The following is a 21,481-nucleotide window of genomic DNA, read 5'->3' on the forward strand; positions in this document are numbered from 1 at the left end:
CCCTCAGAGCTTCGCTCCTTGTCAGCGCCCGCCATGTCTGTCGAGGGCGGGGGCATCCACAGGATCTGATATGCGGGCGGGCGCTGGGCCTATGCATCGGCCCTCATCGACGGCTTCATCGACTACATCTTCATCACAATCGACATATTCGATCTGACGAAACCTCGCAAGGCCGGACGCTATTGGCTGCCGGGTATGAACTCGCGGCAGGGGAGAACCCGATTGGGCGCCGACAAGGCGGCACGCGCCGCACCATGCGATCATCCACGGCGACGCCGCCTACGGGGCGTGGCGCGATGCAGGTCTAGTGATGATCGATGTCGCCGACCGCAGCCTACCCAAGTTGGTCGTGCATCGCAATTGATCGGCTCCCTACGACGGCGGCACGCACAACTGCCTTCTGCTGCCCGACCGGGACCTGCGCGTCGTGCTCGATGAGGCAGTGCTCGACAACATGGAGGATGGCCTCAAGTTCATCTGGATGTTCGACATCCGGGAGCCCTCGAATCCGATCAGCATATCGACCCTCCCGACACCGTCGGAGGCGGACTCTGCGAAGAAGGGCGGTCATTCAGGTCCGCATGACGTTCACGAGAACCGTCCAGGGAGTTTCGCGAACTCGGAACTCATCGTTGCGATGCACCGGACTGCAGGCGTGCGGGGCCTCGACCGCGACCGGTACTGTCCGGCCGAGGTCTGAGCGTTCGTCCCGCCGGCTCCAGCGTGGATGGCCGGTCGTCGCCCCGGTCGACCGCGGGTGATCCAGTCATGCGATGTTTTCGTTGACGCTAATGGCATCGTCTACAGCAACGACTACAACGGCGGGCTCTACATCCTTGAGTTCAACCCGAAACGAAGGATTTTTTGGAGTACTGGCTTACGCAGCCCATCTTCCTATACTGTGAGTAGTTTCTCTGCGTACTGCGTTATCAGCGTCCCGACAGCTCTCTCGCGAATTGGGTGCCGCCATGCAGACACCGTGGGCAATCCTACTCACGAAATTCAACGACAACAACGACGAGCCCTTTCCTCGACTCCGCTATGAGGAGATCTTTACGACCGCCGGAACGGGCAAATGGAACATGGTCGACTACTTCAGCGACATGTCCCACGGGAAGCTCGATCTGAGCGGTACCCAGGTCTTCGGGTGGTACACGCTCGACAAGGCGACTGCCGATTACACGGGGAGTGGGCTGAACCCGGCTGGCCGGGACGAACTTCTCCAATGGGCCAAGGACAAGGCGACCTCCGAGGGCGTCAATCTCGGGGACTTCCACAACGTGGTGGTCGTGCTCAACTCCGGCCGTGACCTCTTCGGTGGCCTCAACGGCATCGTATGCGGCGACGACGGCGCCAACAGCGCTCTCTCCGGATTGTCCCCCAGTTTCCTGGGGCAGGAGATGGGCCATGGATACGGCCTGAACCATTCCAGAAGGGAAGGGTCTACCGTCGACTACACCGATCCCTTCGACGTCATGAGCGTCGATGCGGGACGGTCTGCTCCTCATCCCATCTACACAGACCTCGACCCCTTCGGGCAGCCCGTCTACGAGATCGGTCCCGGTCTCAACGCAGCCAACATGTGGTCAAAGGGTTTGCTGGACATGACCCGCGTCTGGACCGATCCCGGGTCAGCCCGCATCAGTACCTCTGTGCAACTGCGTCCGCTGCATCGACGCGATCTTCCCGGTTATCTCGCGGCCAGGTTCGGCGAATACTTCATAGAGTTCAGGATGAACACGGGGTGGGACGCACGCGTACCTGCCTGTATTCTCGTCCACCGCTTCGAGAAGGGCATTTCCTATCTCGTCCCGGACGAAGACGGGAACGACACATTCAGAGCCGGTAGCGGCATCAGCACGCCGGAAAACCTGTCCGTCCTCGGCTCAGGTTTCAGCATCCGAGTGAAGTCCATCGATGTGGCCAACGAGGTTGCGACAGTTTCGCTCGGAAGAGCCCCGGCCCAGATCCCGAAAGTCTTCCCACAGGAGGGGCCTTTCCAAACGCCGTGGATCAAGTGGCTGGAGGCTGCATCCCTCGGAGAGGCTGTCGTCATCCTGAACGGGACCGCCGTATCCATCCCTCGCAGCTCGCCGGCCTACGGCATCCTCGAGAACGTCGCCATGATCGGCAGCAGCCACCCGCTGATGTCGGAACGGCTCCAGATCTCCATCAGGGAGGAGGCAATGACAAATATCGCCAGGCTCTCCCAGACCGAAATGTCCGCCCCGCTATTCCGCAGTCCCACAACATCGCTTCATCGCAAGACAGGCGGTAGGTGGGAGAACGGATCGTCCTGAGCGGAAACGCCTTGGGACGAAACAGCGGAGCGGCATTTGAGGCCCGGTTCAGGCCGCCAAAAAGATCTCGTTCTTGCACCAGGCCGCCGATGGTTTGCGTCTGTTCGGCTCCGCTATCCTGATGCGCTCCTCAAACCTTGCTTGCGCCTCCCGCAGTAGACGGCGTTTCCGGGCTAGCGGCTGGGATTCCGCGTCGATGTCGTTCACGATCGCAGCGGCTGCGGCATAAAAGTCGGACGTCGCTGCATCGAGGTCGGGGTTCCGGTCGAACAGGCTAAGGAGACCTGTGAGGTTCTTCTGCAAAAGTCCCTGAAGTTCGCGAAGGTATCCTTCACCACCTCCGGACAGGATCGCGTTCAATGTTCCACTGACGTGGTCCATTTTCTCCTGAATGACTTCAGATGAAATCGTATCCGTCATGGGCAATCGTCTCCGTTCTGAGATAAGGCCCACCCAGTCCCCGTTTCACGGCAGCAGGATAATGTGCGGTCATGGTTTATCGAGCCTTACGCTCGCCTGTTTCCTCTCCTCGGCGATGGATCTCCCTAGCCTTGGGATAGGCACCTACTTAAGGGATCACAGACCTCGATGGCATCCCATACCGCGACTGCTGGCTTTAACGATCAGCATCGACGCTGGCATTGCAAGTTCACTACCTTCACGGGGTACGGACAAGCACATTCGAGGGGGGTGAACGCGTTGCTTTAACTTCTTGCTCATTGCGATGCGTAGATACTTCCCGAGTAGATACTTCCCGATGCCGCTCGCCCCTTGGGCAACTTCTTTGGGTCGAGCGGCTGTATTCCTTTGAGTGTTGGCAGGGGAGTATCCGGTGAGGAAGGAATATCCAGCCGCCTATGCAATGGAGCTGAAACGATCGTGGCGCGTGATTGTCCCTGTGCGCGGAAAGCTGACGCCCAGGATCTGTCGCGAGAGATTTTCCCACCGGAAAGAAGCTCTCGCTTGGATGGACACAGCTGAAGGTCAACGAGCCATAGCATCCGCTCGAGGAGAGTGACGCGACATAAGTATGCGAGCCAGCCTGGCTTTCGCAGGAATAGGTCGCGACGCTGCCACACAGTGCTATCGGTCCGAACTCTCTTGCGCGTTCAGCGGATGGAGATCGCGGACCATGTGATGAAGGCGAGAGGCGTTGAGATGGGTATAAATCTGGGTGGTCTCAATGCCGGCATGCCCCAGCAGCTCCTGCAGCACACGCAGATCGGTGCCGCCGGAATGCATGTGGGTGGCAAAGGCATGGCGCAGCACATGCGGTGAGACCCGATCTGGATTGGCCAAACCTGCCGCCACGGCAGCTTCCTTGATCTTGAGCAGGGCCGCCTGGCGCGTCAGAGCCTTGCTGCCGTTGCGAACCGAATGGAACAGCCATTGGCTCGGCTTGCCACCAGAGTACGCGCCCGCCAGCCTCTGCCACTGGGCGATGGCTGCAATGGCTCGCTCATGCAGGGGTACGAGGCGCTGCTTGTCGCCCTTGCCGCGCACCAGCAGCATGCGGGTGCCGGGAGGCGCGGCATCGGAGGGCAGGGATAGGGCCTGGCTGATGCGCATGCCGGAGGCATAGAGCGTCTCGAACAGAGCAGCCGTGCGGGCATAGCCGGCCCGCCGGTAGAGCCCGACCGAAGGATCGGCCACAATCCTGTGGGCGGTCTCCAGGAGCGCCTCCGTCTCGGCGATCGACAGGACGAAGGGCAGCTTCCTGGAGCGGCGCATGGCAGTTAGATTGGACGTGGGATCGCGGGAGCCGAGTTCCTCCGCGATCAGGAACTTGTGCAGGCCCCGTGCCACTGTGATGCGTCGGGCAATGGTCGATCCGGCATAGTCCCGCCGATCGAGAGCGGCGACGTAATCTCGGATGTGCTCCAAGCCGACCTCGTCCAAGCCGAGGCTGTTCTCATCGAGCCAAACCAAGTAGCAGTTGAGATCGTCGGTATAGGTCGCAATGGTGCCAGCCGAGGCTCCGAGCTCCGTCGCCAGGGCATCGAGCCAGAGTTCGGCCAGCCGTTGATTGGAACGCATGAGATCCTCCTGTAGGAGGACCCTGTCACGGCACCCGTTACAGACTTCTTGTCAAAACGTTTGTTATGCGAATACCTCTAGGTCGCTTGGTCATGTCAACGACGTGATCGACCTACCCCTTTGGACGCTTGGCGCTGGTCCCTGACAGTCGTACCATCAGGTATCAACGACGCGGATGACGGCCCATGCACCTGCAGCGCAGCGTCCTCCCAAGCGGCCACGTCACCTGGACCGCCTATGACGGTGACGCCATCGTCACCGAGATCCGCGAGTTCGTCATCTACCTGGAGGCGCGCCATCACGCCCCGAGCACCGTCGCCCATTATGCCCGGCACGTGGTCCGGCTGGGCAACTATCTCGCGGCCATGGGCAAGAGCTTCCGGGAGATCACACCCTTGGACCTCGACCGCTTCATTCCCGCGCTGATCCGCCATGGCCCGATCCTGGATCTGAAGATCGCCCTCAACATCATCCCGCTGCGCCCGGAACCCGTGGACGTTTCCGCCAGCCTGCACAACCAGATCCTGTTTGCGATCAAGGCCTTCTACACCTTTCTGGACATGCGCCACGCCGCGCTGATCTTTGGCAATGACGAGAGGCCGCGCGCCTATCATCCCGACGCCTACAAGCCTTTCCTGGCTCATATCGCACAGCGCAAGCCGCGGCGCCGCACCGAAAGCCGGTCGGACCACAAGGCCAAGGCGGCCTCCGCCAAACGGGCCGTCGACCACCGGCTGAAGCCCGAGCAGGTCCTGAAGATCATCGAGGCGGCCAGCCTCATGCGCGACGCCTTCCTGGTGGTCCTCCTGTACACGACCGGCATCCGGATCGGCGAGGCCCGGGGCCTGCTGCACGAGGACTTCCGGTTGGAGGAGAACGTCATCTGGGTCACGCCCCGCCTTCACGAGAACAAGGCGCGCGTCAAAAACGGCAGGGCGCGGCCGATCCCGGTGCTCGACTTCGTGATGACGATGTATGAGGACTATGTCGCCAGCGACGAATACCTTCCGGCCTTCGAGACCGGCACGAATTATGTGTTCTGCAACATCGCCAAAGCGCAAATCGGCCGCGGGCTGTCTGAGAGCAACGCCTACGACATTCAAAAGCGTCTGGTCCGGAACTCGGGGATTGCGTTTACCTGGCACATGTTCCGTCACACCCATGCCAGCGAGGCGATCGCTCAGGGCTATAGCCTGCTCGATGTCGCTGACCGCCTCGGGCATGCCAGCCCGCAGACGACCAATGCCATCTACAAGCACCTGTTCAATGCCGAGTACAAGAAGCTGCAGCTCAGGAACCACACGGAGGTCGAAGAGCGCCTGAATGACTTGAGGCGTATCGGCCTGGCGGAGGAGAAGCTCAAATGGCTCTGAAGCTCGCCCGAAGCTACGATCCGGACGTCGCGTATCTTGGGAGCCTGCGAGCCTTTCTGGCCGCCCTGCACCCTGCCCTGCTCGAACGAGACCTGTGGGGCTTCCATACGCTTCGGGAATGCTTCGGGATCGACGCCGGATCCGCGTTATACGCGCCGGACAGTTATGGCGGGGCGCGGCACGCTCAAATCCTCCGCGACGCCCAGGAGATTGGGCCCAGTAGTGGCTGTGTTGAGAGAAACACCCATGGAGAACGCAGCAGAAAGGGCCGCCCGGCATCCATCATCCGGCAGCGCGGACAAACGCTGTCCGATGAGTTGCTGGGTGGGATTGGCTTCGACTTCGCCGCTGTGCCGGAGTTCTACAAGACGGAGCTCAAGGCATTTTTTGCCTGGCGCCTGTCACGGCCACAGAGCCGGCACTACCGCTGGTACACGCGAGCGATTCAGTTGATTCCCTTCTGTGCTGACCTTGCATCCACTCAAGCACCTGCGGTCCGCCACCTGATCGACTTCGGTCGCCCTATCGAGAGCGGTTTAGGCTGCGGCAGCACGCCCCTTCGGAGCCTGTTTGAGAATTGGCTGGCAGGGAGGGAATACTCGGTTCGCCCCACGAAGCTCAAATGGCGTCGGGACGCCACGATCCACGAGACAGCCTATGGGCCCGTGGCCAGTGCCGTGGCCAACCTCTTGGTGTTCACCCTCATCCTCTTGCGCGAGAAAGCCAAGCCGGTGGAGGCCAGGGACCTGGTTCTCCTGGAGGATGTTTATCCCGCCGATGAAGTTCCGGTGACGCGGTCCAAAGCACCCTATCTCAGCTTCTTCCGCATTCAACTTCCGTGGCTGCGCACCGTAGCGCGGCGCTACGTTCTCAACAAAATCGAGCACAAGGAACTCTCGCCGCGCACTCTGCCATCCTACATTGCCTCCCTGGGACAGATCGAGGCATGCCTGTACAGTCTTCATTCCTCGCCTCGCCCCGAACACATCACACAGGAGTTCATCGAGCATACGTTCCTGTCATGGGGCAACGACAAGGGCTTTACCGGGCAGAACTGGTATACGGACCCGCTCAACATGGTCCAATGGGCCTCCGCCTACCTCCCGGAATACCGCTGGCGCCGCCTTGTCTTCGATAAGAGGAACGTTCGCAGGGTTCGTAGCTATCATCCCCGGACGCATGAATATGCGCGCAATCTCGAAGACGCGATGGTGCCCGAGGAGGTCATTGAGCAGATCTTCCTGAGGTTCGACTCCCTGCCGGTTGTCTGTAAACGTCTTCTGATCATCGCCCGCTATACGGGCATGCGGTCCATCGACCTGCACGCCCTTGCGTTCGGTTGCCTGGCACCGGATCCGGACGATGCCGACTTCATGCTGCTGACCTTCTACCAGTCCAAGGTCAAGCGCTGGAACACCAAGCCGCTGCACAAGAACGATGCTGCCCATGCTCTGGTCATCCAGGCCATCCAGGAGCAGCAGGACGACGTCCGGACAGCATGGCGGCGCGAGACACAATACCTGTTCCCGCACAGGCTCGGCGATGCCGAAGTCCATCTCAGTCCAGGGCACACCCGGGACGTGATCGCGAAGTGGATCATCCGCCAAGGCATTCGTGACAAGGACGGCGGCATCTACAAGTTCGGCTGGCATGACCTGCGCCATTTTTACGGCACCGAACTGGCATTGGCCGGCTATGACATCATGATGATCCAGATGGAACTCGGCCATGCCTCGGCCGACATGAGCCTGATCTACGTCAATCAGCGTCTGAAGCTGAAGAAGAAAGCTGTCCTCGAGAAGGGTGGTGGCAAGTTCATCTCCATCAAGGGCGAGGTCGACGACAAGGTCGCCGAACTGGCGCTGCGCAAGGGTGCCACTCTGGCGGTTGACGTCCCCGGCGGCCTCTGCTCGCTTCCGGGCCAGATCGGTGAATGGTGCGAACACAACGGAGCCTGCTTCACGTGCACGTACTTCCGGGCCGATATCGGGCAGTTGCCGTTCTTCGAGAAGGAAATGCGCACCATGGCTGCCAGCCTCACCCGCTTCAAAGGTGAGGTGGAAGGCTTCGAGCACGACGGCCATCGGCGCATGGCTGACATCGGTCGCAAGCGGATGGAGCGAACCCAGCAGGGGCTTGCGAACGTCAAGACCATCATCAAGACGATCAAGGCGGAGGGGACGTTCAGTGGACAGGCTCGAAAATACCAGCGGGCTGCTGGCAGCGGCGCGGCAGCGGAGTGTGACCAAGCGGCGTGCGGTCGAAGAGATCTTGGGCACCATGCGCCGGAACGGTGAGGTCATCTCGTTCAAGACCGTGGCCGAGCGCGCCAACGTCAGCCGCGAGTACCTTTACCGCCAGTTCAAGGAGGTGATCCAGCAACTTCGCACGACAGCGCTTCAGCAGGTTGTGACGGTCGATGGCGAGGAGGTCCGGGTTCGCTCGGCGGGCCGTGCCGCAACGATCGAGGTGGCGCTGCGCAACAAGGTCAAGCGGCTGGAGTCGGAGCTGGCCGAGGTCCGCCAGCAGAAAATGGAGCTGGATCGCCGCTATGAGCGCGCGCTCGGCGAAGCAGAGGAATGGCGTAGCCGCCATCAGCGCGCCGTGACCGAGCTTCTTGAGGTGCGCAGCCGGTTGACACGTTATGGGTCGTCATGAGCCATGACGGGCAAAGCCGTCAGGGCTTGGACACCCCAAGCCGCCGGCACGCGGAGCGGTCAAGAAGGCCCGCAGGGCCCCGCCGGAGGCGGCAGGCCGCAGGCCTGTTCTTGACAGCGAGCATGGCGGTGGCACCTCGATCGCAAATGCCCATGGATGACATGTCAATCAGGTCTAATCGCCTGGCCTGCCTAAGGATTTACAGAACACCTCCAGGTAAATGCGAAATGTTATCTCGTTTAGCATTTTGCTAGATGCTGACACCGGCTTCTGTAAGCGATCCCCTCCTGTCTCTCATCTCCACGGGTAACTGCGGGAACACTTTGTGCGAAATGTAGTTCGTTTCCAAAGTTGCCTTAGTTGTCCAAGTTGCCAATCGGCAGTACAAGGCATATCTTAGCTCCAAGGGAGGAGCAGATGGCTCGCATCAAAGATTCTCAAGCGAAAAAGCGGTCGTCTGCCCGGCGGTACTCCAGGGCGAAGTCATCCGTGCCCCCGTCTGTTCACTCATACAAAGTGGTCGGAGATCCAGAACAGGTGCTTCGGGAGATCCCCGACGGAGTACTGGTCGCATTAGTCCCTCCTGACGCAACGACAGAGAAGAAGCTGTTGCGTATAGGGTCTGGGCGGATCCAACGGCTTCGAGGGCACCTGGCAGGACCTCAGGGCCGTCTCTTCGCCCGGGTCAGATCAGGCGCAATCAAGAAAAGACCCGTTGTCGACGCCTCTGCGTTCGAGCCCAACTCGCGGGCCAAGGCACTCCTCAGAGGTGTTCAGATCGCCCAGAACGATCTGAAGGAATCGGGTGGAGCCTACGACCTGGATCAGGTTCGGGTCCTGATGAACGGCATCTCACGGCAGATGGTGGATCGAAAAGTGCGCGAAGGCAGCTTGCTGGCCGTACCGGGTCCGAGCAACCGCCGAGCCTATCCTACTGTGCAATTCAACCGCGATGGCACGGTCGTCCTTGGTCTGAAGGCTGTGCGGGAGGCGCTCCCAACTGAGAACCCCTGGGCGGTGCTGAACTTTCTTGTTCGCCCTGATCCGCGCCTGAATGGGCGCACGCCGATTGATCTCCTCAAGGCTGGCGAGATCGACCTGGTTGTCGACGCTGCCCGGCGCATGGGTCAGCAAGGATCGTGACGGCACCTTTGCCGCCACCGGATCTTGCTTCGCGGGATCCGGTCCTCGTCACCCTTGAGGCTGGCGAGATCCTCCACCGGTTCTTCACAGCAGCATTCAACCCGATCCATTTCGATCGCAGCCGGGATGGTCGCCTCAATGCGCCTAATGCGTCGTATGGCGTCCTCTACACGGCCAAGGACGCGCGGGGCGCCTTTGCCGAAACCTTCCTTCGCGAGCCAGGACGCACTCTCATTCCGTCAGATCTGCTTGCAAGGAAAGCCTATGTGCGGCTGCGTGTGGCTCGTCCCCTTGTGCTGATCAAGCTCGGTGGGCCTGGACTTGCACGTCTAGGGGCAACTGCTGAGGTGGTCCATGGCAGCTTGCCGTACCATGTTCCCCAGGCTTGGTCTGCCGCCCTTCGCGATCATCCGATACAAGCGGCCGGCGTTGCCTATTATGCCCGTCACGATGACGAGGCGCTTTGCTACGCACTCTATGACCATGAACCTGAAGTTGTAGAGGAAGTCCATCGAGAAACCCGTCTTGATGCGGACTGGTTCTGGGATCTCGCCGAGCCCTACGGCGTCGGCTTGGCGCCATAAGTGCCGGCAGAGGGTTCAGTCACCAGAAAATGCCCCTCATCCTTCATGGTCCGCTCTTCGTCAGCCTCTCGGCAATGGACACACCCTAAAGCCGCGCGTAGCGAAGCGTGTCAGCATATCGGACGAGTTACGAGCCTCGGCCCGAGCTGAGCACCTCACCCGGTCCGCCGCGTCCTCCCGTCTGCCCTCGCTCCAGACATTGAGCGGATTCGGCAGCTTTGCAGTTCCGCGGTAAGAGGCGGCGGCTTCGGCTGCGCTTCCATATCATCTCCTGCATCCCGGCGTTCCGTTAAACACCGATCGGCCTATGAAATGTCGAATGAGTGCGCCGTGTCTGCCGTACCCGAGGTAGATTGCTCCGGCGCTTCCCGCCTGCCCTGCGGCACTGCAGTTCGTCTCTCCGGGCATCCGGGCCACTTGCCGCCGCCGGCGATTTCCGGTGTCTTAGTCGCGCGGATGCCAGGGTGCCAGACTGACTTCCAATCAGGATCAGGAAGCTGAGATCGGTTCGCTGACCCGCCGCCTTGCCGAACTCGCCGAAGAGCACGGCCACCTCATCGTCTTGGATGCATTGAGGCGGCGCCGCGAAGCGGACCTCCGGCCTCCCCAAACCACCACCGCCGCGCTCTCCGCCCCAGAAAAGATTTCGCTGTTCGCGCGCTCTTTCGCGGTCGCGACGACGTTCTTTCACGCCGCTGGCAAACTCTTGGCACGAAGCGGCGCCCCACAAAATCTAATGAGGAATGACGAGAGGTCGCGACAAACCATCTCAAATGCTTCGCCAGCGCCATTCCATTGCGCCGCAGTGCGGAAGTCGAAATCGTGCGCCGTGTCCGCCGTAGACCGAGCGCATCCTTTCCTCCCTTCGTGTCCTTCGGCCAGCAGACTTGCGCCCGCACATCACCGGTGACGGTCTTCAGCGAGGCGCGCTAAAGCGATTGCCCGCGCCAAGCTGTTCGGTGCACGGCTCGAAATCACCCGAAATCTGGTGCAGCACCGCCGTCTCGGCCTCCGCTTCCGCCGCGTCGCAACGTCTTTCCACCGGCCATCCGGATATCAATGCCTTCGACCTGCTTGGCCGGGCGGTTGCGAGGAGTGCAGACAGTGTCGTTGCCGTGCGGATCTGCGAGTGGTCATCAGCATTCCAAGAATGGCGAGACACCTATCGTCGAGCGTGAGCCCTGACAACGCACAAGGACATCGGACCACTTTTGGTCGTAGCCGATTGAACCGCGAAGCAGCTTCTGCAGGTCGCATACGACGAGCCCAAATCGTTGTAGCGTCGCTAAAATGCCATCTCGCAAAACGTTGCGCGACGTTGCCAACGCACGTCTGAGAAGGAATCGAGCGAGCCCAGCAAAAGTGATGCGCACGAAAGGGTGCGCCACCTTTGCGGTATTGAGCCTATTTTATCTCTGGGACGCTTGAGGCCCTGTAATGGGTCTCCTTGCTGGAACTGCTGTTGCGTTCTCGAAGAAAATTGTGTTTCGGAATCCTTCTTCAGGGCGTGCGGGCGACGATCGTTGAGCCTTGGTGGGAAGCGTCGGATCGTGACAGGGAATGTAACCGCCAAAGATCCCGCCATGGTCGCGACAGCAAAGTCCAGAGCGTCCCACGAGAGGGTGCGGGAGCACCGCGAGCGCACCTGCGCCTGCAAGGGCTGCGCCCGATCCGGAACTGGGTGCCCGCCACACACGCCCCTGCCTTCAAATCCGAGGCTCCTCACCAATCCTTGGCTGTGGCCACCAGCGCATGCCAAGGATGAGTATTGACGCCGTGTCACTGGGACGAGAATGAGACGCGATATCTGGACGGCCTGCGGAGACCAGGATTACGCGGGCGAGCCACGTCCTGTCGTCCTGGTCCAGGACGACAGCTTCGACGGAACAGATTCGATCACGATCTGCGCTCTCACCACGGACCTGACCGAAGCCCCCTGTTTCACCTGTCGGTAGAGCCGAGCGCACGCAATTGGCTTGCACACTAACCGCCGCATGATGGTGGACAAGATCACCACGGTCCGGAAATGGAAGGTTGGCGCCCATGTCGGCCGCCTCGATGACGAGTCTCTTGAGGTTCAATCAGGCCCAGTCGGTTTTCTCGCGCTGGCGGCACCTGGGGCCGACGAAGCCATAGCTCGTGACATGGAGCGCCGCACGGCCGTTGCAAACGTTTGCAACGAGCCTGAAAAACGCGCTGGAGCGAAGCAGTTTTTACCCGATCCGGAGGGGTGCACAAAAACTGAGGTATTGAGCCTATTTTATTTTGACAACCCTCTGAGACCTGAAACGAGTCTGTTTTGCCGGAAACGGTGGTGGTCTCCTTGGGATCATCGTTCTTGACCTTCGGCACGATGCAGGACCGGCTGGTTAAGGAATTGCGTCTATCAACGATCGAGGTAACGAACGCGTTTCTGCTGAGTTTCCTTGCCGATCAAAAAGATGCTTCGCCCGCTGGCCATTCAACGAGTCAGATGCGCAACGGGAGGTCCAGCCAAACATTTTGCTCAGGATGTCTCGCATTCCATCGTCCGATGTAAGTTGCTGTCGAGCAGAATCCCCTTGATGCTGTTGCGCGGCGTTGCCAACGCGCGCGTGAAATGGCTCGAAGGGGCCCAGCAACCTTTCTGGGCGCGGCAGAGTGCGGAACGTTTGCGGTATTGAGCCTATTTTTCTGGGAGCCTAAGCTCGACTTTGGCCAATTTCGCGGGCCAGTAGGCCACCTGCGGGTCAGTCCGGATCGGCAAATCTCACAAGGCTCATGAGCGCGTCCATTACGGCAATCCGATAGATTGCGGTAGCAAACCGGCGATCATTGGCAATTGCGTCGGCATCGCCATGCACGCGCTCCAGCATGGTGTCGAACACCTCCTCCATCATCTCCACATCCACCGGCACGACAACCCCACACGTCATCGCAAAGGCCTCCGGAGTACTCAGCCGCATCGCCAGCGATGTGCCAGGATGAGCCGTCTGCTCCAGATGCTCATCGACCAGCCAAACCTCTTCCTGGCGCATGAGATCCAGCACCACCAAGCCGGCCGTCTCGTGGCGACGCTCAACCCGCCAGACCGAGAAGCGGGCCCGCAGCAGAGCCTGCAGCATCACGTCCTCATCCGAGCCGGGCACCACGACAGCGTTGCGGGTATAGCGGTCCATCCCGCGCGAGCGGCCCGGCGGGGCGGTGTAGAGAGCCAGGTCGTAGGCCAACGTCACCTCGTCCAGGCTCTCGGCCACCAGCATCTTGCCAGCCGTGAGCCCCAGCCGGCGCGCCTGCTCCATCAGGGCCGAATCCGGTACGCAGCGAAGAGCCTCGTTGTGATGGTGGGTGCTGATCGCGCGGAGATGACGATAGCGCGTCAGGATCTCGGTCCGACCCATTTCGGCCATGGCGACCTCCCAGGCTCTTGAGCCTGATTGTGGGAGATCGTGGCCATGCCCGTCCAGCCCCATGTTCCTGACCTCCTGTCCACCTGGCTGGCTCCGTTCCGGTCCGGCCTGACCGGACCAACCTTCCGCCATGCCCTTGTGCTCGTCCTGGGGGCTCTTCTCACCCCGGGCCGTCGCACCGTCACGGCCATGCTCACCGTTGTTGGCCTCGCCCGCACCCGCAGCTTCACGAACTATCACCGTGTGCTCAACCGCAACCAGTGGTCCAGCCGCGAGGTGGCGCGCCGTCTGCTCGGCCTGCTGGTGGCAGCTTTTGTGCCGACCGGGCCAGTGGTGATTGGCCTGGATGACACCCTTGAGCGTCGCTGGGGTGCCCGGATCAGGGCCCGTGGCATCTACCGGGATCCGGTCCGCTCCTCCCATGGCCACTTCGTCAAAGCCTCGGGATTGCGCTGGCTGTCCATCATGATGCTCGCTCCCATCCCGTGGGCCGGTCGCGTGTGGGCCTTGCCCTTCCTGACGGTGCTGGCGCCCTCCGAGCGCTTCTCGCGTGAGCATCGCCAGCGTCACAAGGCGCTCACGGACTGGGCCCGACAAGCCCTTCTCCAGGTCGCCCGCTGGCTGCCGGACCGGCGCCTCGTGGCAGTGGCTGATCAGAGCTACGCGGCGATTGAGCTGCTGAACGCGGTTCGGCATCGCCTGTGCATGATCACGCGCCTGCGCCTGGATGCGCGCCTGTTCACGCCGGCTCCGCGCCGTCGGCCCGGAACCCGAGGACGCCCTCGCGTTGTTGGTCAACGTCTTCCGAGCCTGGCCGAACGCCTGGCCAATCCCAAGACGGCGTGGCGGCAGGTTTGGGTCGACGGCTGGTACGGCGGTGGCGAACGCCTGATTGAGTTCATCTCGGGCACGGCGATCTGGCACCATCCCGGCAAGCACGTGCCGATCCGCTATGTTCTGGTGCGGGACGTGGCCGGCCTCCTCAAGCCACAGGCGTTTCTGTGTACGGACCTGCAAGCCGATCCTCTTGAGATCGTGCGCTGGTTCGTGCGGCGCTGGAGCACCGAGGTGACCTTTGCCGAGGCTCGCAGACACCTGGGGATGGAGACGCAACGCCAATGGTCGGACAAGGCGATCGCCCGCACGACACCAGCCCTGCTGGGGCTGTTCTCGCTGGTCAGTCTCTGGACCGCTGACCCCGCCATTCGGCGCTTGGCTCGCCCGCAGTGTGCCGCTTGGTACAATAAGCGCACCATCACCTTCAGCGATGCTCTGGCGGCCGTCCGACGCTCGCTCTGGGCCGCCGCAGTTTCTGATGCGTCACGCCGGCCCGCCAACATGACAAAAGGCCAAATCGATGTTCTGAAGCGATTGACGGCGACACTCTGCTATCCAGCATAAATGGCCAAAGTCGAGCTAAGAAAGTCTGTAACTAGTATCCTCGATGGGAAGCGTCGTTGCCGTTCGAGAGGCAGGGTCTCGGAGATCTGATTCCGGACGGTGGGGCCAAAAGCTCTAGGCTCGATGACGAGGACCTCTAACGGCTCAGTCAGACCCTGCTTGTTTCTCGGGCTGGCGACGACCCCCGGGCGAAGCCGTAGTCCACGACGAGGGGGCACCCTACGGCCGTTGCAAGCGTTTGCAACGATCCTGAAAAACGCTCGCGGGAGCAAAGCAGTTTTTCATCCGCTGTTTTTCATCCGCTCCGGAGAAGTGCACAAAAACTGCGGTATTGAGCCGATTTATTTTGATAGGTACCCGAGACCCTGAAGCTGGTCTATTTACCGCGGAAACGGTCGTGGTCCCTTTGGGATCATCGGTCCTGACCTCGGGGCCCACCAAGGATCTGATGAGGGTGCCTGCGGTTCCGGCATTAGCCGGGTCCCAAGCGCTGATCCTGGCCCCTGTGGCGCCACGCATTGCTTTCATCACGCTGGGCTCGCGCCGCCTTCTTCCGCACAGCGCAGACTTCAGCGGGCATGGCCTTGCTCGGCCCTCGAAGCCATGCCGCTCCCTCCTGAACGCGTTGCCAAAACCCTGCAACGTCGGCTGAGCAGCACCCGGAGGAGCGCAGCAAACGTTGGGGCGTCCAAAAGGGGGACCCACAACGTTTGCGGTATTGAGCCTAGATTATCTTCGTTGCGTTCCTTGTGAACCTGTCATCGGCCTCAGCAGAGCTCTGAAAGACCTAATAAGGGATCCGATTCATCAGAACGTCCTGCCATATTCCCGCGGCGTGCTGGCGGGAGCGGGTAGCGATCCCTATCACCGTCAACTAGCGCACGAGGCTCTGCGGGAGCCATCGGTTCCGCGGGAGCCTGACCCGCAGCCTGGTCCTAATTAATCCACAGAAGGATGCTGCCGACACACTTTACGCGCGTTGCGTCCGGTGGCAACGAAATGCGAAATTACAGTTTTATCAAATACTTGATTGAGGAAGACCTAATGGCGAAATCGAATACCGAGCGGTCTCGGATCAAACGAGCCCGGGACAAGGCCAAAGCCGCGGAACTGGCGCAGGTCATCGAAGAAAAAGACGTCACGCGATACAATGCGCTGATGGCGCATGTCACGCTCATCCTCGACGAATTGACCGCCATCAAGGCTAGACTTGGTCTTCACCAGGATCCTTCCCAAGCACCCGCAACTGGGCCGGCGGAAGACAGATGCGACCCCTCTGCCGTCGGGTCAACAGGTGGCTTGGCCGGAATAGCTGCGCCCCAGGAAGCAACGGACAAGGCAGCACTTGAGGCGGAGATTGCCGCCCTTCGTCAGGAAATGGAGCTGCAGGAGGAAAGAACAGCTGCGACCAAGAAAAATCTCAACCGTCGGATCGAGCAGCTCGAGGCCAATCGCGACGAAGCGTGGAAATTCAACCGTGATCTCGATGACGCCATGAGACGATACTCGCAACAGGTCGAAAAGGCTTTGCAAGGTCTGCTGCCGCCTCAGAAAGATGCTATGCCACTCGAGACCGAAGATCAGGCTCTGGCGGCTTCCTTTGGACCCATGGCTATCGATTTCTGGGAGTGGATCGATTCGCAAACCGACGGCATGAGCCAGGAGAAACGCGCGGAGTTCGCCCGGACGGCGGCGTTTCCGCACGCCGGTTCCCACTGGAGGTATGGAACTCGAGGCGACGCCCATGCTGTGTTTACCGATGATAACGGGCTACAGGTCGTAATCCCCCGCGAGCCGTGGGGCATCACTCCTCATCTGGCGCGAGCTCTGGCGCTCTCAGATCAGAAGGACCGCGTGGGTCAGCAAGCTGGGTCGGCTGGGAGATCAGGTAATGGAGAGGGGAATTAGTCCCGCGGACCGGACCAGCCCGGAAGAACCCAAGCATCTTGCCCTCTCCTGAGTAGGCCGCCCATGCGCCAGGTTTTGGTCTCTGGCCTCCCGGAATGTTTCGGTTCTGTCTGTTCAAACTGAGCGGCTAGAACGGCGCCTCCGCGCCGCTGCGGTGGCGGAAGACTGAGCGCTGAAAGCCCGGACCCGCAACTCGACCGACGGCGCATACGGCGGACTGTCGCAGACAATTCTCGACCTTGGCTCACGGCAGTTCAGTGGCGGCCCCCGAACCACGCGCCCTTTGTCGAGCGCTTGAAAGCCCCGTCCCGACCCACCGAGCAAGAAGAGCGAGGTGATCACCGGCAACGGCGGGGCCGACCCCGGCGGCGTGTCCTGGAGCAGGGCGGTTCACCACAACCTTCCCGCAAGAGCCGCAGGCGTTCGCTCTCATTCGGCGCGATCATCGGATAATCGCGCGGCAGCCCCCATTTCCGGCGATACCCTTTTGGGGTCAGGCCGCGGGTTCTCAGATGATGGTAGAGATTCTTGTACGACTCGCCGTCCTCAAGCGAGATGATTGCATCGGGCAGCACCGCACCAAGCCTGGCGGTAGCCGGGATCGCACAAGCCGGTGGTGTCATGGAAATCGGCGCAATCTCCTCAAACAGATGGGTCAGACGGCATCTGATGCGGTCGGGGCACTCGAGGTGTCCGCCTGCGACAGGATCAGGGCGAACCGGACGCTCAAGTCGACGATCTCCTCAATCCCGAAAAAATGATGATGATGGTGGTGGTGTCATGATTGTACTTCGTTGAAAATTGGCTTGGAGTTCGAAACGTCACGCGCAAGGAAAAGGGAACGAGACGGAATCCCGTTGTCGTCATTGCAACGCGTCGGCCTGATGGCCCGGTGAGGAATTGCGCACCGGGGGCGACGTCCTTGCACCGGCAGCAAGGCTTCCCTGCGAGTGGAAGCTTTCTGGTTCTAGCGGTTCAGAGGGCGGGTCTCTTTTCCAGCCGCCGGCGCGACCGGGACGACGCCGATGGCGTCGCCGTCCATCACCAGCCGGATGCGCGTAGCGCCGGCCTTGCGAATTTCTGAAAGGCGAAGGTCGAGGGTGGCGCGGCGACGCTGGAACGCCGGCGCCGAGACGCCAAGCGCCGAGGTCATGGCGCCCGTGAGCACCGCGGTGTCGAGACCATCCTCCGTCAGCGTCAGTCCGTGCGACGCGACCTGTTGTTCAAGACTGCGCCGGCATTCCCGGGCGAGATCCGGCAGGCTTAAGCCTTCAAAGCAAAGGACGGCGTCGACACGGCGCAGTAGCGCCGCTGAAAGCCCAGCGTCGGACAGCAGCTTGAGGCAGGCGATGTGGCGCTGATCGGCCGAGAGGCCGGAGCGGGCGATCTGACTGACGCCGACTTGGGCGATGGCGGTTGTCAGCATGAAAATCGCCTTTTCGGTCGGAATGCGGGTTCCCGCCGCGTCCAGAATGGAGCCGCTGCGCCAGCCCGCGATCAGGTGCTCGAGCACGGGCGGATAGGCATGCTCGATGCCGTCGAGGATGATGACCGAATGCGGCGCGGTCGTTAGCTGATGGGCGATCGAACCTGGACGCGGACCTGTCGGCTCAGATCCGAACAGCCGTGCGGCGGACAGCCCCGGGTCGGCGAGATTGTAGAGGTTCCAGTCATAGCCGAGGACCTTGGCGAGGCCACAGGCGATCGCGTCCTTGGCCCGGGCCATGTCAGGGCCGGCCAGGAGGAAGATGCCGGATGAGCGGCCGGGCTGATCGCGGGTGAGCTGATCGTGCACCGCGTTGGCTAGGGCGGTTAGCGTCGTCTCCTGCCCGATCACGGCGCCAGAAAGGGCGTCGGCGATCATGGCCGCGGTGGGGACGGGCTTTGGCTTTGAAGAAAGGGTCGTCATGAAGGTGTCCAAGTCGAAATGAAAAGCGCCGCTCATGGCGGCGCTGGTTGAAACGGTGTGGGGAAGGGTGGTCGGAAGGGCTGTACCGAGGGCCTGAAGGGTCTTCCCTATTCGGGTACCGGTGTCTTCCAGTGAATGTACGAGACGTAGCCCAAGCGCAGGACGAAGAGCCTCAACACCATGTGCCGGGCGATCAGCATCTCCCGCGGCTCACTGGCTATGGCGTCGTAAACCAGCACGCAGCTCTGCCCGCTTTGATCGATCCGCGTCTCGTGCTGCGGATACCGACGCAATCCGTCCATGTGTACCGACTTGAAGTCGTCCATGGTTCCGATTTGATGCCGTCCACCCTTCCGAACTGAAGCCGTCCATCCTTCCGATTTGATCCCGTCCAGGGCTCAGGCGGAAGAACCGTGCTGCACCGGGTCATCCAATTGGGGCATTTCGACCTCTCCACCAGAGAGGGACGCGATGCCGGCAAACAGAGAGATGACCATGCGACAGATGCGGCAAGTGCTACGGCTCCACGCGAGTGGAACCAGCGACCGCGCAATCGGCCGGATTGTCGGCGCGGCGCGCTCGACCGTGCGGGACGCCATCCAGCGGGCCAAGGCGGCCGGGCTGATCTGGCCCCTGCCGGAGGACCTGAGCGATACCGCCCTCGAGGAGAAGCTGTTCGCCCGGGCGGGCGCCCGGATCGGAACGCGCCGCCGGCCGGAGCCGGATTGGGCCCACCTGGTCCAGGAGCTCAAGCGGCCTGGCGTCAGCATCGCCATCCTGCACGAGGAATATCTCGCGGATCATCCGGACGGATACGGCTATTCGCGCTTCTGCGATCTGTTTCGCTCCTTCGAGCGCCGCCTGACGCCGACCATGCGCCAGCATCACGTCGCCGGCGACAAGGTCTTCGTCGATTATTCCGGCAAGAAGCTGCCGATCGTCGATCCGCTCACCGGCGAGATCCGCCACGCCGAGATCTTCGTGGCCGTACTCGGCGCCTCCAACCTGACCTATGCCGAAGCGACCTGGACCCAGACCCTGCCGGATTGGATCGAAGCCCATGTGCGCATGTTCCGCTTCCATGGCGGCGTGACCAAGCTCGTTGTCCCGGACAACCTGAAGAGCGGCGTCCACAAGGCCTCGTTCTACGATCCCGAGATCAACCGCAGCTACGGCAAGATGGCGGCCCACTACGAGGTCGGCATTCTTCCGGCCCGACCGCGTCGCCCGAAGGATAAGGCAAAAGTCGAGTCCGGCGTGCGCTTCGCCCAATTCTACATTCTCGGCCGCCTGCGCCACCGCACCTTCTTCTCGCTCCAGGAGGCCAATGCGGCCATCGCCGAGGCCGTCACGCGCATGAACAGTGTGCCCATGCGCCGGCTCGGCGTCAGCCGGCGCCAGGTGTTCGAGACCATCGAGAAGCCGGCCCTCGCACCATTGCCGGCGCAGGACTACGTCTTCGCGCACTGGCAGTTCGCCCGGGTTGGGCTCGACTATCACATCGAGGTCGAGGGCTTCTTCTACTCGGTGCCGTTTGGCCTCATCGGCCAGCAGGTCGAGGTGCGCGTCACCCAACGCACGATCGAGGCCTTCCACAAGGGCGGGCGCGTGGCTGCCCACGCGCGGCGTTTCGCGGGACGGGCGCACGGCACGCAGGCCGAGCACATGCCGAGCTCTCATCGCCGCTATGCCGCCTGGTCGCCCGAGCGCTTCCGCTCCTGGGCGGCGGTGATCGGCCCCCACACCGAGGGACTGATTGCCGCCATCCTGTCGGCGCGCCGCCATCCCGAGCAGGGCTTTCGCACCTGCATCGGGGTTTTGCAGCACATGCGCGGCATCCCGAAGGAGCGTGTCGAGGCGGTCGCGGCCAAAGCCCTGGCGATCCGGGCGCTGACCTACAAGAGCATCGTGTCGCTACTCGACACCTACCACGAGCGTGCTCCCGCCCCGGCGGCCGACACGCCCGTGATCACCCACCCCAACGTCCGCGGACCGGGGTATTTCCACTGAACGGAGACCGACCATGTTGACCCATCCCACCCTCGACCAGCTCCACGCGCTGGGCCTGCACGGCATGGCCAAGGGCTTCAAGGCGCTCGGCGCCAATCCCGAGGCTGACGCGCTCGGCCATGCCGAATGGCTCGGCCTGATCCTCGATCATGAAGTGACGACGCGCCAGCAGAAGCGCTTCGAGACCCGGGCCAAGACAGCCAAACTGCGCCATCCTGCCAGCGTCGAGGATGTCGACTTCCGGGCCGCGCGCGGCCTCGACCGGGCACTGTTTCTCAAGCTGGCGTCCTGCGACTGGATCCGCGAGCGGCGCAATCTGTTGATCACCGGCCCGTGCGGCGTCGGAAAGAGCTGGCTCGCCTGCGCCCTTGGACACCGCGCCTGCCGGGAGGATCTGTCGGTGCTCTACCATCGTGTGCCGCGGCTGTTTGCAGCGCTCGATCTCGCCCGCAGCGATGGCCGCTACTCTCGCCTGTTACGCACACTCGCCCGGGCCAAGCTGCTGGTGCTCGACGACTGGGGTCCTGAGGCGCTCACCGGCGAGCAGCAGCGCGATCTGCTGGAGATCGTCGAGGACCGCTATGATGCCGGTTCGTTGCTGATCACCAGCCAAGTGCCGGTCGAGAACTGGTACGCGATGATCGGCAGCCTTCCAACTCTGGCTGACGCCATTCTCGATCGGGTCGTGCACAACGCCTACCGGATCACTCTCACCGGCGAGAGCCTGCGCAAGACCCGCCACGCGCAAGCCGACGCTTGACCAGCGCCA

General features: G+C 61.8%; 19 protein-coding genes and 1 pseudogene. 14 read left to right on the forward strand and 6 right to left on the reverse strand.

Features of this window, described 5'->3' with window-relative positions; genetic code table 11:
- Positions 1-33: 33 nt before the first annotated feature.
- Both BB934_RS50030 and BB934_RS44475 read left to right on the forward strand, forming a co-directional pair.
- Positions 34-844: pseudogene (locus tag BB934_RS50030) on the forward strand (LVIVD repeat-containing protein); the annotation flags it as partial.
- A gap of 124 nt (positions 845-968) precedes the next feature.
- Positions 969-2,300 (forward strand): hypothetical protein, encoded by a 1,332-nt coding sequence (locus BB934_RS44475; protein ID WP_099515921.1) that lies wholly within the window; start codon positions 969-971, stop codon positions 2,298-2,300.
- Positions 2,301-2,348: 48 nt separating this feature from the next.
- On the opposite strand, the gene BB934_RS44480 is transcribed toward BB934_RS44475, so the two are convergent.
- Both BB934_RS44480 and BB934_RS44485 read right to left on the reverse strand, forming a co-directional pair.
- Positions 2,349-2,720, reverse strand: a complete 372-nt coding sequence (locus BB934_RS44480) for a hypothetical protein (protein WP_099515922.1) — start codon at positions 2,718-2,720, stop codon at positions 2,349-2,351.
- 663 nt (positions 2,721-3,383) lie between these two features.
- Positions 3,384-4,337 (reverse strand): tyrosine-type recombinase/integrase, encoded by a 954-nt coding sequence (locus tag BB934_RS44485; protein ID WP_099515923.1) that lies wholly within the window; start codon positions 4,335-4,337, stop codon positions 3,384-3,386.
- Between the two features lie 185 nt (positions 4,338-4,522).
- Between BB934_RS44485 and BB934_RS44490 the strand changes: the two genes are divergently transcribed.
- The 8 genes from BB934_RS44490 (at position 4,523) to BB934_RS50045 (ending at position 12,437) form a co-directional block, all read left to right on the forward strand.
- Positions 4,523-5,710: a tyrosine-type recombinase/integrase gene (locus tag BB934_RS44490; RefSeq protein ID WP_099513993.1), complete on the forward strand. Its 1,188-nt coding sequence runs from the start codon at positions 4,523-4,525 to the stop codon at positions 5,708-5,710.
- Positions 5,701-8,007: a tyrosine-type recombinase/integrase gene (locus tag BB934_RS48215; protein WP_157934460.1), complete on the forward strand. Its 2,307-nt coding sequence runs from the start codon at positions 5,701-5,703 to the stop codon at positions 8,005-8,007. The genes BB934_RS44490 and BB934_RS48215 overlap by 10 nt, the downstream gene beginning before the upstream one ends.
- Positions 7,982-8,368 carry a DUF6262 family protein gene (locus BB934_RS44500; protein WP_099513992.1) on the forward strand — a complete coding sequence of 129 codons (387 nt, stop codon included), beginning with the start codon at positions 7,982-7,984 and terminating at the stop codon, positions 8,366-8,368. Before BB934_RS48215 ends, BB934_RS44500 begins: the two co-directional genes overlap by 26 nt.
- A gap of 609 nt (positions 8,369-8,977) precedes the next feature.
- Positions 8,978-9,511, forward strand: a complete 534-nt coding sequence (locus BB934_RS44505; RefSeq protein ID WP_237050829.1) for an antitoxin Xre/MbcA/ParS toxin-binding domain-containing protein — start codon at positions 8,978-8,980, stop codon at positions 9,509-9,511.
- The gene (locus BB934_RS44510; protein WP_099515924.1) at positions 9,508-10,095 is read left to right on the forward strand and encodes an RES family NAD+ phosphorylase; all 588 of its coding nucleotides are present in this window, start codon (positions 9,508-9,510) and stop codon (positions 10,093-10,095) included. The genes BB934_RS44505 and BB934_RS44510 overlap by 4 nt, the downstream gene beginning before the upstream one ends.
- A 1,681-nt stretch (positions 10,096-11,776) precedes the next feature.
- Positions 11,777-11,860 (forward strand): hypothetical protein, encoded by an 84-nt coding sequence (locus tag BB934_RS50035; RefSeq protein ID WP_237050936.1) that lies wholly within the window; start codon positions 11,777-11,779, stop codon positions 11,858-11,860.
- A gap of 28 nt (positions 11,861-11,888) precedes the next feature.
- The gene (locus tag BB934_RS50040; RefSeq protein WP_237050831.1) at positions 11,889-12,050 is read left to right on the forward strand and encodes a type II toxin-antitoxin system PemK/MazF family toxin; all 162 of its coding nucleotides are present in this window, start codon (positions 11,889-11,891) and stop codon (positions 12,048-12,050) included.
- A 39-nt stretch (positions 12,051-12,089) separates the two neighbouring features.
- A complete protein-coding gene (locus BB934_RS50045) occupies positions 12,090-12,437 on the forward strand; it encodes a hypothetical protein (protein ID WP_237050832.1) in 348 nt (115 codons plus the stop codon).
- 387 nt (positions 12,438-12,824) lie between these two features.
- On the opposite strand, the gene BB934_RS44530 is transcribed toward BB934_RS50045, so the two are convergent.
- Entirely contained in the window at positions 12,825-13,484 is a 660-nt protein-coding gene (locus tag BB934_RS44530; protein ID WP_099510067.1) for a DUF7986 domain-containing protein, read from the reverse strand.
- A 45-nt stretch (positions 13,485-13,529) separates the two neighbouring features.
- Between BB934_RS44530 and BB934_RS44535 the strand changes: the two genes are divergently transcribed.
- Positions 13,530-14,885, forward strand: a complete 1,356-nt coding sequence (locus BB934_RS44535) for an IS701 family transposase (RefSeq protein WP_099512825.1) — start codon at positions 13,530-13,532, stop codon at positions 14,883-14,885.
- A gap of 954 nt (positions 14,886-15,839) precedes the next feature.
- Entirely contained in the window at positions 15,840-16,793 is a 954-nt protein-coding gene (locus BB934_RS44540) for a hypothetical protein (protein ID WP_157934720.1), read from the forward strand.
- Between the two features lie 338 nt (positions 16,794-17,131).
- Here the strand turns inward: BB934_RS44540 and BB934_RS44545 are convergent, their stop codons facing one another.
- From BB934_RS44545 to BB934_RS44555, 3 genes are all read right to left on the reverse strand, one after another.
- On the reverse strand, positions 17,132-17,416 hold the full coding sequence (locus tag BB934_RS44545; RefSeq protein WP_099515926.1) for a MucR family transcriptional regulator: 285 nt from the start codon (positions 17,414-17,416) through the stop codon (positions 17,132-17,134).
- A gap of 344 nt (positions 17,417-17,760) precedes the next feature.
- On the reverse strand, positions 17,761-18,702 hold the full coding sequence (locus BB934_RS44550) for a P-loop NTPase family protein (protein WP_157934721.1): 942 nt from the start codon (positions 18,700-18,702) through the stop codon (positions 17,761-17,763).
- A 107-nt stretch (positions 18,703-18,809) separates the two neighbouring features.
- The gene (locus BB934_RS44555) at positions 18,810-19,028 is read right to left on the reverse strand and encodes a hypothetical protein (protein ID WP_099515928.1); all 219 of its coding nucleotides are present in this window, start codon (positions 19,026-19,028) and stop codon (positions 18,810-18,812) included.
- 145 nt (positions 19,029-19,173) lie between these two features.
- On the opposite strand from BB934_RS44555, the gene istA reads away from it, so the two are divergent.
- Positions 19,174-20,712 carry an IS21 family transposase gene (gene istA, locus BB934_RS44560; protein ID WP_099508288.1) on the forward strand — a complete coding sequence of 513 codons (1,539 nt, stop codon included), beginning with the start codon at positions 19,174-19,176 and terminating at the stop codon, positions 20,710-20,712.
- A 13-nt stretch (positions 20,713-20,725) separates the two neighbouring features.
- A complete protein-coding gene (istB, locus tag BB934_RS44565; protein WP_099508289.1) occupies positions 20,726-21,472 on the forward strand; it encodes an IS21-like element helper ATPase IstB in 747 nt (248 codons plus the stop codon).
- Positions 21,473-21,481: the final 9 nt, after the last annotated feature.

This window comes from Microvirga ossetica (assembly GCF_002741015.1).
Lineage (GTDB): Bacteria > Pseudomonadota > Alphaproteobacteria > Rhizobiales > Beijerinckiaceae > Microvirga > Microvirga ossetica.

Coding starts and splice junctions, on each gene's coding strand:
- istA (WP_099508288.1), top strand. CDS start 19,174: ATGCCGGCAAACAGAGAGATGACCATGCGACAGATGCGGCAAGTGCTA.
- BB934_RS44490 (WP_099513993.1), top strand. CDS start 4,523: ATGCACCTGCAGCGCAGCGTCCTCCCAAGCGGCCACGTCACCTGGACC.
- BB934_RS44535 (WP_099512825.1), top strand. CDS start 13,530: ATGCCCGTCCAGCCCCATGTTCCTGACCTCCTGTCCACCTGGCTGGCT.
- BB934_RS44550 (WP_157934721.1), bottom strand. CDS start 18,702: ATGACGACCCTTTCTTCAAAGCCAAAGCCCGTCCCCACCGCGGCCATG.
- BB934_RS44540 (WP_157934720.1), top strand. CDS start 15,840: ATGCTGCCGACACACTTTACGCGCGTTGCGTCCGGTGGCAACGAAATG.
- BB934_RS44475 (WP_099515921.1), top strand. CDS start 969: ATGCAGACACCGTGGGCAATCCTACTCACGAAATTCAACGACAACAAC.
- BB934_RS50045 (WP_237050832.1), top strand. CDS start 12,090: ATGATGGTGGACAAGATCACCACGGTCCGGAAATGGAAGGTTGGCGCC.
- BB934_RS44530 (WP_099510067.1), bottom strand. CDS start 13,484: ATGGCCGAAATGGGTCGGACCGAGATCCTGACGCGCTATCGTCATCTC.
- BB934_RS44485 (WP_099515923.1), bottom strand. CDS start 4,337: ATGCGTTCCAATCAACGGCTGGCCGAACTCTGGCTCGATGCCCTGGCG.
- BB934_RS50040 (WP_237050831.1), top strand. CDS start 11,889: ATGAGACGCGATATCTGGACGGCCTGCGGAGACCAGGATTACGCGGGC.
- istB (WP_099508289.1), top strand. CDS start 20,726: ATGTTGACCCATCCCACCCTCGACCAGCTCCACGCGCTGGGCCTGCAC.
- BB934_RS44555 (WP_099515928.1), bottom strand. CDS start 19,028: ATGGACGACTTCAAGTCGGTACACATGGACGGATTGCGTCGGTATCCG.
- BB934_RS44480 (WP_099515922.1), bottom strand. CDS start 2,720: ATGACGGATACGATTTCATCTGAAGTCATTCAGGAGAAAATGGACCAC.
- BB934_RS48215 (WP_157934460.1), top strand. CDS start 5,701: ATGGCTCTGAAGCTCGCCCGAAGCTACGATCCGGACGTCGCGTATCTT.
- BB934_RS44545 (WP_099515926.1), bottom strand. CDS start 17,416: ATGACACCACCGGCTTGTGCGATCCCGGCTACCGCCAGGCTTGGTGCG.